The following is a 12,483-nucleotide window of genomic DNA, read 5'->3' as shown; positions in this document are numbered from 1 at the left end:
CCAGGGATCCGCATGAGCCAAGCCTATTTTTTGGTCCATTCCGCTGCCGCCAATCAGGCCTTGCCGACCCCATCCGAGCGCTGGGTGCAGGCCTTTGCCGAGGGGCGGTGGGTGACTTGGAGCCATTTGCTGGCGCTGGTGCGTCCGGGCGATACGGTCTGGATGCCGGTGAGCCAGCCGCAGTGGCCGGCGCGCATCGCCGAATTGCTGGTGCAGCGCCCCGGCTGCTTGGTGGTGGTGCTCAGCAGCGTGCCCGAAGACGCTGAAGGCTTGCGCGCGCTCGATGCCGGTGCCCGCGGCTACTGCCATTTGCAGGCCGTGCCCGAGCTGCTGCGCGAAGTCGAGCAGGTGGTGGTGCACGGCGGGCTGTGGGTCGGGCCCAGCCTGGTGCAGCGCCTGGTGGCCGCGACGCGCGAGCTGGTGCAGCGCCACCCGGGTTCGGGCAGCGGCGCGGGTTGCGACTTGTCGGCCCTGTCTGAGCGCGAGGCGCAAGTGGCGCGCGCCGTGGCCTTGGGCAAGAGCAACAAAGAAGTGGCCGAGCAGTTGTTCATCTCGGAGCGCACCGTCAAGGCCCACTTGGGGGCCATTTTTGACAAACTGGGCGTGCGCGACCGCGTGCAATTGGTGCTTCGGCTGCAAAGCAGCTTGCCGGCCGACGTGCCCGGGGTACGCCCATGAGCCCGCATCCCGCGCTGCAGCCCGATGAGGGCCCGGTGCCGCCGCAGCCGGCAGACCAGCAGGGCCAGCGCGAGCTGGCCGATTCGGACAGCGGCTTGGCGCGCGTCACCGAAGACCTGATCGACATCCTGATTCTGCGCGGCCTGATCCAGTTCACCGACTTTCCGCCCGCCGCGCAGGCCAAGCTGTTGTCGCGCCGCCAGACCCGCGCCACCCTCAGCCGTCGGCTGCGCTTGCTCGACGAACACGGCGACGAGACGCTCTGAGGCAATCGGGCTCCGCTGCAGTCTGTGCCAGCGTGCCGCGTTAAGATCGACGCATGGTGTGGCTGGAGCAATTTTTCGCGCTGCTGGCGGGCTTGGCTCGCGGGCTCGGGCGTTGGTGCCTGAACTGGTGGCGCATCATCCACTTGGGGGCGGTGATTTTGGTGTTGGCGCTGTCGCCCTCGAGCTACAGCCGGCAGCGCTGGCCGGTGCTTGCCACGCACGTTTACCAAGCCACGGCGCCGGTGCTGCTGTGGTTCATCGCCTTGTCGGCGCTGTTTGGCGTGGTGCTGATCCGCATCGTGGTCGTCACGGCCACCGGCATGGGGCTGTCGCAGTACGCGGTCGAGATGGTGGTGCGGGTGCTGGTGCTCGAGCTCATCCCGCTGGCGGCGGCCTTGTTCGTGGCCTTGCGCTGCAGCATCGGGCAGGCCGAGGAAATTCTGAACTTGCGCCGCCAAGGGGTGTTCGAGCAATTGCAAGCCGAAGGCAAAGACGCCCTGCACTGGCTGGTGTTGCCGCGGGCGCTGGCTGGTATCTTTGCCGTGTTTACGCTTGTGGCCTTGAGCGCGCTGGTGTCGCTGCTGTTGGCTTATCTGAACATCTACGGCCTCAGCCCCTGGGCCCTCGACGCGTACCTGCACCTGGTCGGGCGCGTGTTCAGCCCCGAGGTGACGCTGATCTTCGCCTTCAAAACTTTTTTCTTTGCCCTCACGGTGGCACTGGTGCCGCTGGCTTCGAGCCTGTACGATCCGGTCGATCCCGGGCAGCGGGCCAGCACCGAACTGCAGCTCCTGATGCGCCTGTTCATGGCCTTGCTGCTGATTCAGTTGGTTTCGCTGCTGGGCAACTACGCCTGAGAGGCTGACGGAAACCATGAGCACCGAAGACACCGACACCGTCGAACGCACCATCCGCCAGGCGCGCGTGCAGCACGTCGAGTTCAAGGCTGCGGTGCTGCTGGCGCTGCTGCTGGCGCTGTTGCTGGGATCGGCCGCGTTTTTGCTGTACGCACGCGGTGCCTTCGAGCCCACCCAAGAGCTGGTGCTGATCGCCGACGACTCCGAGGGGGTGACGATCGGCATGGACCTGACCTTCTCGGGCTTTCCGATCGGGCGCGTGCGCCGCGTCGGGCTGGGCGACGACGGCAGCGTGCGCATCTGGGTCGATGTGCGCAGCAGCGAGGCGCGCTGGTTGCGCGAAAGCAGCGTCTTCACCCTCGAGCGCAGCCTCGTGGGCGCGACCCGTTTGCGCGCCTTCACCGGCATGATGGAAGACCCGCCGCTGCCCGACGGCGCCGAGCGCACGGTGCTCAAGGGCGACGCCATGGCCGATTTGCCCCGCATCGTGATCCAAGTTCGCGATCTGATGCACAACCTTCAGGGCATGACCGCCGAGCAGGCGCCGCTCAACGCCAGCTTGCGCAACGTGCAGCGGGCCAGCGAAACGCTCACCGGGCCGCAAGGCGCGCTGGGGCTGCTGGTGGGCAACCCCGAGGACCGCGCGCGCTTCATGCAGGTGATCGACGAGAGCAACGCCTTGCTGCGCCGCCTCGAGGCGGTGGCCGCACGCGCCGAGTCGCTGGTGGGCAACGCCGACCAGCGCGTGTTCGGCGCCGACGGTCTGATGACCGACACCCAAGCGGCGGTGCGCCAGATCGAGGGGCTGTTGGCCGATGCCCGCCAGTCGCTGCAAAAGGTCGATGCGGTGCTGGTCGAGGCCCAAGGCATCGCGCAAAACACGCGCGCCGCCACCGTCGATCTGGACCAGTTGCGCGTCGAGGTGGAGGCCAATTTGCGCCGCATCGACGCCTTGCTCAGCGACCTCAACCGCCGCTGGCCGCTGGCCCGCGACACCGAGTTGAGGGTGCCCTGAGAGGCTCAGAGGCAATCGTTCATGCCCGCCTTGACGCACCCAAACACCGCCTGAGCCCCTGATGTTTACACACGTTTTAACCATTGCAGACCAAGCCCGCGCCGTGGGCCGAAGGTTCGGTCTGTGGGCCGTGCTGGGGTTGCTGGTGGGGCTGCTGGCGGGCTGTGCCGCCGGGCCGCGCGTGCCCGATTGGCAGATTGAAGCCCACGGGGCGCAGCAGCGCGCCATTCGGGCCGAGCTTGAGGGCCGCCAGCGGGTGGCCGAACTGGAGTGGCAGCGCGCCCGCGAGGCCGCCCAGCGCACCGCGCGCGCCGACCAGATGGCGCGCTTGGCCCTGAGCCGCTGTGCCGTGGCCCAGGCAGCCCTCGATCTGGCCGAGCGCTGCGAGGCGGCGCAGCCCGTGCTGCCCCGCGCCGGCGCGGCCGAGCAAGCCTACGCCCGCTACCTGCTCGGGCAGGCGCAGGCCGCCGACCTTGAGTGGCTACCGAGCGCCCACCGGCCGACGGCGCGGCGCTTGCTCGAGCCTGCCGCCGCCGGCGAAGCCGTGGCGCTGTTGCGCGCCATCGACGACCCGCTGGCGCGCTTGGTGGCGGCCAGCGTGTGGCTGCGCGCGCAGCGGCTCGACCCCGAGGCGCTGGCGCTGGCGGTGCAGACGGCCTCCGAGCAAGGCTGGCGCCGGCCCCTGCTGGCGTGGCTGCGCGTGCAGGTGGACATGGCGCAGCGCCGTGGCGAGGCCGAGCTGGCCGCAGCAGCGCAGCAGCGCATCGAGTGGCTGTTGGCTGCCCCCGCCGCACCAGCCACCCTCGCACCAGCCACCCCAGCGCGCAGCGGCCCCTGAACGCCATCCGCGCGCGGTTGCGGAACCTTTAGCCCGCTTTCGTGCCAAAATCACAGGGCTGATGCCCAAGCGGATGGCCCGATCCGGGCCTATTTACTTTATTGCATTAACTGGGCCGCTATGAAAACCAAATTTCACTTAAACAAAAGGCCGTCGATGCGCCCTGCATACGGTGCCGGCGCCAGAGCCGAGCTCGGCGTGGCGGTGGCGCTCATCGACGAACGCTACCTGCTCTGGTTGGCCAAGCAGCAGCCCAACCCACCCAGCGAGGCGCTCCATCGGGGCTTGTACCAAGCGGTGTTTTCGCAACTGGCGCGGCACTGTGGCGCCGAAGCGGCCGTGTTGCGCAGCTACCTCTACACCGACCAGCAACCCAGCGAGCTGTGCGACGACCTGGTGGTGCGCATGGTGCCGGCCCACGCCAGCGACGGCGGCGCCGCGCTGGTGCGCGCGTTGGGTTTGGAGCTGACGCAACTGGCCAGCCGCGGCGGCTGCGCCATGGCGCTGCTGGCCAGCGACGACGAACGCCTCATCCCCTACATCGACGAAGCGCAGTGGCGCGGCCTCAAGGTGGTGATGGTGACCGACGCCTCGGCGCAGGACTTCGGCCTGCTGATGGGCCAGGACCCGAGCTGGGCACGGCTGCTGATGCAAGCCGATCGCCGCGTCAGCCTCAACGAGGCCGCTTGGGCGGCCCTGAGCCACGGGCAGTCTGAGGGCTTGGGCTATGTGCCCAACCGCGCGCCGCCAGCCGACCGGCGCGAGTTCGAGCGCGAATCTGAACACGAACACGAGCCCGAGCACGGCTTCGCCTTGGCCGAGCCGGCCCATGCCGACCAGCAGCCCGATGGCGCGTGGCTCGAGCAGGTGCAGCAGGTGATCGACGAATGGTGGCGCGAAGAGACCCCGCATGCGCGGCTCGACCTGTACGAAGAAATGCAAAACAGCCACGGCGTGCCGCCCGAGACCGACCGCCATCTGCTGCTGCGCGTGCGCCGCGGGCTGGGTCGCACGCTGAGCTTTCCCGAGAAAAAAGCGATGCGCGAAATGATCCGTGCGGCCGTGCTGGCGCAGTCGCCCGTGGCCGATGAAGCCGTTGACCTCTGACCCAACGCCGCCATCGGTCGCATCGGATGCCGACGGCCAGCAGCTGGCCGCGTGGCTGGCGAGCGTGGCCGGGCGCTACTTGCTGGCGTGGGAGCAGGAGCGCTTTGATGAAGCGGTGACCGACTGCTTCGGCTACCACGCCCTGCAGTTGGGCTTGCCGCAGCTCGATGCCTTGCGCGCCAACCGCATGCCCAAGCGCTGGCTGGCGGTGCTCGAGCCGTCGATGGCCACGGCGTGGCAGCGCCGGTCTGATCGGGACCATGAGGGCGCCCCGCTGCCACCCTGCAGCGCACGCGTGGCGCTGGTGACACACGCGGCGGCGCTGCCCTTTGCAGAAAACACGCTCGATTTGGTCGTTTTGCCGCACACGCTCGAGTTCAGCGCCGACCCGCACGCCGTGCTGCGCGAGGTGCAGCGGGTCTTGCTGCCCGAGGGCCGCTTGGTGGTCTGTGGCCTGAACCCGTGGAGCCTGTGGGGCTGGGGCCAGCTGCGGGCGCGCCTGTTGGCGCGCGTCGGGCTCAAGCGCTCGCGCTGGGCGCGGCCGTTCCTGCCCGAAGCCGGCGAGTTCATCGGCCACCGCCGGTTGCGCGACTGGCTGCAACTGCTGGGGCTGGAAGTCGAGTCGTGCCGCATGGGCTGTTACCGGCCGGCGCTGCAGTCTGAGCTCTGGTTGCAGCGTTGCAGTTGGATGGAGCGGGCCGGGGCGCGCTACTGGCCCATTTTGGGCAACGCCTACTGCATGGTGGCCGTCAAGCGGGTGCGTGGGCTGCGTTTGCTGGGGCCGGCCTGGAGGCCCAAGCGGGTCGCGGCCGAGCAGGTGGCGGTGGCCCGTCAGGCCAGCGCCGCCCAGCTGGATGGCGAAGGCCAATCGCCCGCATGAACAGCGTGGTCATCTACACCGATGGGGCCTGCAAGGGCAACCCCGGCCCGGGTGGCTGGGGCGTGCTGCTGCGCAGCGAGGCCGCGGTCAAAGAGCTGTACGGCGGTGAAGCGCAGACCACCAACAACCGCATGGAGCTCACCGCCGTGATCCAAGCCTTGCAAGCCCTCAAGCGCCCCTGCCGCGTCACCCTGTGGCTGGACAGCGAGTACGTGCGCAAAGGCATCACCGAATGGCTGCCGGGCTGGAAGGCCAAGGGCTGGAAGACGGCGGCGCGCCAACCGGTCAAAAACGTCGATCTGTGGCAGCAGCTCGACGCCTTGGTGCAGCAAGGTGGGCATGCAATCGACTGGCGCTGGGTTAAAGGCCATGCCGGCGACCCCGGCAACGAGCGCGCCGATGCCTTGGCCAACTTGGGCGTGGCGCAGGCGCGCGCAGCGGCCCGTTAGCTGGCTTTGCGCAGCGCGGTGGGCTCGAGCGGCAGCAGCACCGGTTTGCAGAGCATTTCGATCAGCACCAGCACCCGGCGTTCGCCCTCGGCGATTTGGTACACCCCCTCGAGGCCGACAAAAGGCCCTTGGGTGACGCGCACCCGTTCGCCGGTTTGGAACAAAGGCACCACTTGGCCGCGCAGATGGCTTTCGTGCAGCCGCAGCTGCTCGACCAGCGCGCCGGGCACCTTGGCCGGCTCGCCGCCAAAGGTCACCAAGCGGCTCACGCCCACGGTGGAGCGGATGGGGCCCCAGCTGCGGGATTGCAAATCGGTATCGAGCTCGATGAACAGGTAGCGGGGAAACAAGGGCTCGTCGCAGGTGTCGAGCTTGGCGCGGCGCAGCTTTTCGGTGCGCAGCAGCGGCAGGTAGCAGCAAAAACCCTGGCGCTCAAGATGCTCCAGCGCACACAGTTCCCTGCGTGGCTTGGTGTGTACAAGATACCAGTGCAATGCCAACCCTCCGAAAGCCGTTTTATGCGCCAGATTTTAGCTGGGCAAGCCTGACGCCGCAACGAAAGACCCCGCAACCAAGACCCTGCATCGCCCAAGTAAAATGCGGGAATTGTGCTCGGCTTGTGCGCCGGTGCATCGGCTCGATGGGTTCCCTCGCCCCCATCTCGAAAAAAAAGGACTGTCATGACTTTGCTCCTATCGGGTGCGCCCAACGGGCGGCCCTTCCCTGTGCCCGCCTTGTCCGTTCCATCCGCTCCATCCGCTTCGGTTGCGGCGCTGCAGCCATGACGGCGGCGCTACCCAAGGCGGTGGTGCTGCTCAGCGGTGGGCTCGATTCGGCCACCGTGCTGGCCCTGGCGCGCGAACGCGGCTTTGCCACCTGCGCCCTGAGCTTCGACTACGGCCAGCGCCACGCCCACGAGCTGGACTTGGCGCGGGCGCAAGCGCGGGCCCAAGGGGCGCACCAGCACGTCACGCTGCCGGTCGATCTGCGCGCCTTTGGTGGCTCGGCCCTGACCGAAGCCGCCCTCGAGGTGCCCAAGCACCGCTCGCTGGCGGCGCTGGCGCAGGGCATCCCCAGCACCTATGTGCCGGCGCGCAACACGGTGTTTCTGAGCCTGGCGCTGGCCTGGGCCGAAACCCTGGGCAGTACAGACATCTTCATCGGCGTCAACGCGCTCGATTACTCCGGCTACCCAGACTGTCGCCCGGCCTTCATCCAGGCCTTCGAGGCCATGGCCAATTTGGCCACCCGGGCCGGGGTAGAGGGTGCGCAAAGGGTGCGCATCCACGCCCCCTTGCAGCACCTGGGCAAAGCCGAGATCGTGCGCGAGGCGTTACGCCTAGGCGTTGACATGGCGCAGACTTGTAGCTGCTACGACCCGGGGCCACAGGGCCTGCCCTGCGGCGCCTGCGACGCCTGTCTGCTGCGCGCCAAGGGTTTTGCCGAGGCGGGCTGCCCCGACCCTTTGCTGCAGCGCTTTGGCGCGCACCCGTGAAGCGGTTGGCCTTATGCTGAATCTCCAACACTGCGCTCAAGCCGGCTTCGAGGCCGCCCGGCAGTTGCATGGCCGCCCAGCGCAGCACCCGCAGGCGCGCCTGCATGGCCACAGCTTCGTGGCGCGGCTGCGCGCCCACGCCGCGCCCGGCTGGGCGCTGTGCCCGGGCACCGAAGTCGAACAGCTGCAGCAGCACCTGGAGGCGGTGACGGCGGTGCTGGACCACCGCCTGCTCAACGACTGCCTGCCCGAGCCCGACGACGCCGCGCTGGCGCGCTGGCTGCAGCAGCGCTTGCACCATGATGGCTTGCAAGGGGCCCAGATCGGGCTGCAGAGCACGCCGCGCAGCGGCTGCACGCTCGACGCCACCGGCCACGTGCACATCTGGCGGCGCTACCGCTTCGAGGCCGCGCACCAGTTGCCCCGCGTACCCGCTGGCCACAAGTGCGGCCGCATGCACGGGCACGGCTTCGAGGCGCTGCTCCATGTGCGGGCAGATGGGGGCGAGGCGGTGGCGGCCGATGCCATCGAGCGCGCCTGGGCGCCGCTGCAGCAGCGCCTGCACCGGCAGTGCCTGAACGACATCGCCGGGCTGGAAAACCCCACCAGCGAGGTGCTGTCGGCGTGGTTGTGGCAGCAGCTCGTGCCGGCGCTGCCGGCCTTGAGCCGGGTCACGGTATACGAGACTGCCTCGTGCGGCGCCCGCTACGACGGGCAGCGCTACCGCATCTGGAAAGACCTGACGCTCGACAGCGCGCGGCGGCTGCGCCAGGCCCCGGCCGAGCACCCTTTGGCTGCCCTGTACGGGCACACCTACACGCTGCGCCTGCATCTGGGCGGTGAGCTCGATGCGGTGCAGGGCTGGACGCTGGATTTTGGCGACGTCAAGCGCCTGTTCGACCCGATCTTCAAGGCCCTCGACCACCAGCCTTTGCACGAGTTGGCCGAGCGCGCCGCGTTGCCCGACTGCGATTGCGCGAGCCTTGCCGGCTGGATTTTGCAGCAGGGGCGGCGCGAGCTGGCGGCGTTGGAGCGGGTCGATCTGTACCAGACGCCTGGCTGCGGCGCACAGGTGCGGCTGCCATGAGCTACAGCGTCAAAGAGATTTTTTACACCCTGCAAGGCGAAGGGGCGCAGAGCGGCCGCGCCGCGGTGTTTTGCCGCTTTGCCGGCTGCAACCTGTGGAGCGGGCGCGAGGCCGACCGCGCCAGCGCCCAGTGCCGCTTTTGCGACACCGATTTTGTGGGCACCGACGGCGCCGGCGGTGGCCGGTTTGCCAGCGCGCAGGCGTTGGCGCAGGCGGTGCGCAGCCACTGGCGCGGCGGCAGCGGCGCAGGAGCGGGGCGGCCGCTGGTGGTGTGCACCGGGGGCGAGCCTTTGCTGCAGCTCGACGCCGCGCTGATCGAGGCGCTGCACAACGAGGGCTTTGAGATTGCGCTCGAGACCAATGGCACGCTGGACCTGCCCGCGGGCCTGGACTGGGTCTGCGTCAGCCCCAAAGCCGGCACCGAGCTGCGCGTGCGGCGCGGCGACGAGCTCAAGCTGGTCTATCCGCAGCCCGGGGCCGAGCCCGAGCGCTTTGCGGCGCTGGATTTTGCCCATTTCTTTTTGCAGCCGCTCGACGGCCCGCAGCGCGCCCAGCACACCCAGCAAGCGATCGATTACTGCATGGCGCAGCCGCAGTGGCGCCTGTCGCTGCAAACGCACAAGTGGCTGGGTATCCCCTGAGAGCCTCTGAGGCTGGGGCTACTTTAGGGCGGGGGGCAGTTCTGCGGGGGCGGGCGGCGGGCGGGCTGGGTGCGCTCTTGCTTAGGCGTCCTTCGGCCGCAATGGCGCTGCGAGCGCACCCAGCCCACCCGCCGCCCTTGGGTGTGGCCAGAGCCGTCCGCCGCCTACCGCCCTTGGGTGTGGCCTGCCGCCCGCCGCCGGCCGCACTTGGGTGTGGCCGTGCTGGCGCTGGCCGTTAAACTCTGAGCCCACCCCGCGCGGCGCACGATGGCAGCCGGGGCCGTTGCCGCCCACCCCCCTTCCCGCCCAGAAAGCCCCATTTTGTACGCCCTGTTTGACGAAGCCGGCAAGTTGCTCACCGGCCGCATCCTGTCTGAATCCGATGCCGCGCTGCAAGTCGAGCTTGAATCGGGCAAGCGCGTCAAGGTCAAGGCCGCCTTGGTGCTGCTGCGCTTTGCGCAACCCGAGCCGGCGGCGTTGCTGCAGGCGGCCGAGGCCCTGCGGCCCCAGATCGAGCTCGAGCTGGCGTGGGAGTTTGCCCCCGAGGCCGAGTTCGGCTTTGCCGAACTGGCGGCCGAGTATTTTCAAGACCCGCCCACGCTGGCGCAGCAGCTCGCGGCCTTGCTGCGCCTGAGCGAGGCCCCGCATTACTTTAGGCGCGCCGGCAAAGGCCGCTACAAAAAAGCCCCGGCCGAGGTGGTGCAGCAGGCGCTGGCGGCGATCGAGAAGAAAAAGCAGATTCAGGCCCAGACCGAGGCCTGGGCAGCCGATCTGGCTGCGGGCCAGTGCCCGCCGGCGGTGGCCCAGCAGCTCTACAAGATCCTGTTCCGGCCCGATAAAAACGCGCCCGAGTACAAGGCCGTGGTGCACGCCGCGCGCAGCACCCACACCGCCCCGCTGCTGCTGCTGCAGCGCGCCGGCGCCATCCGCAACGCCTACGAATTCCATTGGCAGCGCTTTTTGTTCGACCAGTTCCCCAAGGGCGTGGGGTTTGGGCCGCTGCCGCCCTTGCCGCCGCTGCCCGAGGGCTTGCCGCTGGCGGCGGTGCAGGCGTTTTCGATCGACGACTCGGGCACCACCGAGATCGACGACGCCCTGAGCCTGCAGGGCCTGGGCAGCGCCGTGGTCACGCTGGGCATCCACATTGCGGCGCCGGGGCTGGCGATCGAGCCCGGCAGCGCGCTCGACGAGGTGGCGCGCCAGCGGCTGTCCACGGTCTATATGCCGGGGCACAAAATCACCATGCTGCCCGATGCCGTGGTGCAGGCCTACACGCTGGATGCCGGGGGCGCGCGCCCGGCGCTGTCGTTGTATCTGCGCCTCGATGCCGCCACGCTCGAGCTGCAGGGTTTCGAGACGCGCATCGAGCAAGTGCCGATTGCGCACAACCTGCGCCACGACCAGATCGACCAAGGCGTGACCGCCGCTTGGCTGCAAGACCCCGAGGCCGAGGCCGGCGCGCCGCTGCCGCAGGAGGTGCTGGCGTTGCGAGCCGAATTGGCTTTTTTGTACCGGCTGGCGCTGCACTGCAAAGCCCGGCGCGAGCTGGTGCGCGGCAAACCCGAGACCTTCACCCGGCCCGACTACACCTTTGAGCTGCAAGATGTGCCGCCCGAGGGCCCGACGGGTGAGGAGCGCGTGCAGATCGGCACCCGCAGCCGCGGCGCACCGCTGGACTTGATGGTGGCCGAGGCCATGATCTTGGCCAACAGCACTTGGGGCCAGTGGCTTGCCGACTGCGGCGTGCCCGCCATTTACCGCAGCCAAGCCAGCTTGGCGCCGGGCATCAAGGTGCGCATGGGGGCCAAGGCGCTGCCGCACGCCGGCTTGGGGGTGGCTTGCTACGCCTGGAGCAGCTCGCCGCTGCGCCGCTACACCGATCTGGTCAACCAGTGGCAGCTGCTGGCCTGCGCGCGCCACGGCAAGGCGGCCGCGCTGGCGGCGCCGTTCAAGCCGCGCGACACCGCTTTGCTGGCCATCATCAGCGCCTTCGATGCCACCTACACCAGCTACGCGCAGTTTCAAAACGCCATGGAGCGCTACTGGACGCTGCGCTACGTGCAGCAGCAGCAGATCGGCGAACTGAGCGCCAGCGTCATCAAAGACGGCTTGGTGCGCGCCGACACCCTGCCGCTGGTGCTGCCTGCTGCCGGCAGCGCCGGCCTGGAGCGCGGCACCCCGGTGCGGGTGCGGCTGGGCAGCATCGACCTGATCGGGCTCGAGCTCTCGGCCAGCGTGATCGAGCAGCTGGCGCGCACCGCGCCGGGCAGCCCCGAGGCCGATGCGCTGGAAGAGGACGGCGAGGACGGCGCGCCCGAGCTGGCACCGGCGCTGGCGCTGGCGCTCGACCTCGACGAGGGTGCCGAGCCCGAGGCCGAGGCGCAGCCCGAGGCCGAACCCGAGGTACTGCCCGAGCCCGCTGCCTCTGCGCCCCTCAGGCGTAGCTGACCCAGGCGGCCTGCTCGGGCTGCGTCAGGTGGGGCAGGGTGTTAAAGCTCACCAGCGTATGGCGCTTGGGGTTGAAATCGAACTCGGTGAGCGCGGTGTTGCGCAGCCGCAGGTTGAGCTCGATCGCGGTCTCGGGCGTGGTGCCCAGCACCTGACCGACGGCGGTGGCGATCGGGCCGCCGCTGCTGACGATCAGCACCCGACCCGTGTGCAGGGTGCGCACCCGCTCCAGCACGGCGTTGACGCCAGCGACGAAATCCGCGTGGCTGCCCATGCCGCGCGGCGTCAGCACGCCGGCCGACCACTGGCGCAGCGCGTCGCGCAGCAGCCGAAAATGCTCGCGGTAGCCCTGCGGGGTGTGCGCCGGGGCGCTGGGGTGGGCGTGCAGGGCCTCGATCAGGGCGGCGCTGTCGTACTCGTTCAGCTCGGGCCACTCATGCGGCTCGAGGCTGCTGCCCAGCCCCTGCGCGATGCCCGCCCAGGTTTGGCGATGGCGCAGCAGGGTGCCGGTGTAAACGGCGTCGAAATGCAGGCCGTGCGCGCGCCAGTGCTCGCCTAGGCGCTGGCTTTGGTGCTGCCCGAGCGGACTGAGGCGGTCGTAGTCGTCGCTGCCAAACGAGGCTTGGCCGTGGCGCACCAGGTAGAGGGTTCCCATGGGGGCGATTGTGGTGCTTTATGGCGCCGCCAGTTGACGCCTGATGCCTCCAGCGCGTCGCCGAGGC

The 12,483-nt window shown here is 69.2% G+C and carries 14 protein-coding genes; 12 read left to right on the top strand and 2 right to left on the bottom strand.

The window, feature by feature from the left end:
* The first annotated feature begins 12 nt into the window (after positions 1–12).
* The 8 genes from ACVMK0_RS10485 (at position 13) to rnhA (ending at position 6,090) form a co-directional block, all read left to right on the top strand.
* Entirely contained in the window at positions 13–678 is a 666-nt protein-coding gene (locus tag ACVMK0_RS10485; RefSeq protein WP_250961199.1) for a response regulator transcription factor, read from the top strand.
* A complete protein-coding gene (locus tag ACVMK0_RS10480; protein WP_476463762.1) occupies positions 675–944 on the top strand; it encodes a hypothetical protein in 270 nt (89 codons plus the stop codon). Before ACVMK0_RS10485 ends, ACVMK0_RS10480 begins: the two co-directional genes overlap by 4 nt.
* Positions 945–997: 53 nt before the next feature.
* A complete protein-coding gene (locus tag ACVMK0_RS10475; protein WP_045536882.1) occupies positions 998–1,801 on the top strand; it encodes an MlaE family ABC transporter permease in 804 nt (267 codons plus the stop codon).
* 16 nt (positions 1,802–1,817) lie between these two features.
* Positions 1,818–2,816, top strand: coding sequence for an MlaD family protein (locus ACVMK0_RS10470; protein ID WP_476463761.1), 999 nt, complete (start codon positions 1,818–1,820; stop codon positions 2,814–2,816).
* Between the two features lie 61 nt (positions 2,817–2,877).
* The gene (locus ACVMK0_RS10465; RefSeq protein WP_476463760.1) at positions 2,878–3,654 is read left to right on the top strand and encodes a hypothetical protein; all 777 of its coding nucleotides are present in this window, start codon (positions 2,878–2,880) and stop codon (positions 3,652–3,654) included.
* Positions 3,655–3,810: 156 nt separating this feature from the next.
* The gene (locus ACVMK0_RS10460) at positions 3,811–4,761 is read left to right on the top strand and encodes a hypothetical protein (protein ID WP_034114296.1); all 951 of its coding nucleotides are present in this window, start codon (positions 3,811–3,813) and stop codon (positions 4,759–4,761) included.
* A 43-nt stretch (positions 4,762–4,804) separates the two neighbouring features.
* A complete protein-coding gene (locus ACVMK0_RS10455) occupies positions 4,805–5,641 on the top strand; it encodes a class I SAM-dependent methyltransferase (protein WP_476464686.1) in 837 nt (278 codons plus the stop codon).
* Positions 5,638–6,090: a ribonuclease HI gene (rnhA, locus tag ACVMK0_RS10450; RefSeq protein ID WP_476463759.1), complete on the top strand. Its 453-nt coding sequence runs from the start codon at positions 5,638–5,640 to the stop codon at positions 6,088–6,090. Before ACVMK0_RS10455 ends, rnhA begins: the two co-directional genes overlap by 4 nt.
* On the opposite strand, the gene rfaH is transcribed toward rnhA, so the two are convergent.
* Complete coding sequence (rfaH, locus tag ACVMK0_RS10445; protein ID WP_476463758.1) at positions 6,087–6,584, bottom strand: transcription/translation regulatory transformer protein RfaH; 498 nt, start codon at positions 6,582–6,584, stop codon at positions 6,087–6,089. The genes rnhA and rfaH overlap by 4 nt on opposite strands.
* 287 nt (positions 6,585–6,871) lie before the next feature.
* On the opposite strand from rfaH, the gene queC reads away from it, so the two are divergent.
* The 4 genes from queC (at position 6,872) to ACVMK0_RS10425 (ending at position 11,761) form a co-directional block, all read left to right on the top strand.
* A complete protein-coding gene (gene queC, locus ACVMK0_RS10440) occupies positions 6,872–7,585 on the top strand; it encodes a 7-cyano-7-deazaguanine synthase QueC (protein WP_476463757.1) in 714 nt (237 codons plus the stop codon).
* Positions 7,586–7,598: 13 nt separating this feature from the next.
* Positions 7,599–8,672, top strand: a complete 1,074-nt coding sequence (locus ACVMK0_RS10435; RefSeq protein ID WP_476463756.1) for a 6-pyruvoyl trahydropterin synthase family protein — start codon at positions 7,599–7,601, stop codon at positions 8,670–8,672.
* Positions 8,669–9,313 (top strand): 7-carboxy-7-deazaguanine synthase, encoded by a 645-nt coding sequence (gene queE, locus ACVMK0_RS10430; RefSeq protein ID WP_045536870.1) that lies wholly within the window; start codon positions 8,669–8,671, stop codon positions 9,311–9,313. The genes ACVMK0_RS10435 and queE overlap by 4 nt, the downstream gene beginning before the upstream one ends.
* A gap of 321 nt (positions 9,314–9,634) precedes the next feature.
* Complete coding sequence (locus ACVMK0_RS10425) at positions 9,635–11,761, top strand: ribonuclease catalytic domain-containing protein (RefSeq protein WP_476463755.1); 2,127 nt, start codon at positions 9,635–9,637, stop codon at positions 11,759–11,761.
* On the opposite strand, the gene ACVMK0_RS10420 is transcribed toward ACVMK0_RS10425, so the two are convergent.
* On the bottom strand, positions 11,748–12,416 hold the full coding sequence (locus ACVMK0_RS10420) for a histidine phosphatase family protein (RefSeq protein ID WP_476463754.1): 669 nt from the start codon (positions 12,414–12,416) through the stop codon (positions 11,748–11,750). The two genes, ACVMK0_RS10425 and ACVMK0_RS10420, sit on opposite strands and share 14 nt — an antisense overlap.
* Between the last annotated feature and the right edge of the window lie 67 nt (positions 12,417–12,483).

The sequence above is a fragment of the Serpentinimonas sp. SSL01 genome (assembly GCF_056323735.1).
Note: the sequence above shows the minus strand (reverse complement) of the source record. Positions and strands in the feature narration are given on the sequence as shown.

Coding starts and splice junctions, on each gene's coding strand:
- ACVMK0_RS10465 (WP_476463760.1), top strand. CDS start 2,878: ATGTTTACACACGTTTTAACCATTGCAGACCAAGCCCGCGCCGTGGGC.
- ACVMK0_RS10470 (WP_476463761.1), top strand. CDS start 1,818: ATGAGCACCGAAGACACCGACACCGTCGAACGCACCATCCGCCAGGCG.
- ACVMK0_RS10460 (WP_034114296.1), top strand. CDS start 3,811: ATGCGCCCTGCATACGGTGCCGGCGCCAGAGCCGAGCTCGGCGTGGCG.
- rnhA (WP_476463759.1), top strand. CDS start 5,638: ATGAACAGCGTGGTCATCTACACCGATGGGGCCTGCAAGGGCAACCCC.
- ACVMK0_RS10485 (WP_250961199.1), top strand. CDS start 13: ATGAGCCAAGCCTATTTTTTGGTCCATTCCGCTGCCGCCAATCAGGCC.
- ACVMK0_RS10435 (WP_476463756.1), top strand. CDS start 7,599: ATGCTGAATCTCCAACACTGCGCTCAAGCCGGCTTCGAGGCCGCCCGG.
- ACVMK0_RS10480 (WP_476463762.1), top strand. CDS start 675: ATGAGCCCGCATCCCGCGCTGCAGCCCGATGAGGGCCCGGTGCCGCCG.
- queC (WP_476463757.1), top strand. CDS start 6,872: ATGACGGCGGCGCTACCCAAGGCGGTGGTGCTGCTCAGCGGTGGGCTC.
- ACVMK0_RS10420 (WP_476463754.1), bottom strand. CDS start 12,416: ATGGGAACCCTCTACCTGGTGCGCCACGGCCAAGCCTCGTTTGGCAGC.
- ACVMK0_RS10475 (WP_045536882.1), top strand. CDS start 998: ATGGTGTGGCTGGAGCAATTTTTCGCGCTGCTGGCGGGCTTGGCTCGC.
- queE (WP_045536870.1), top strand. CDS start 8,669: ATGAGCTACAGCGTCAAAGAGATTTTTTACACCCTGCAAGGCGAAGGG.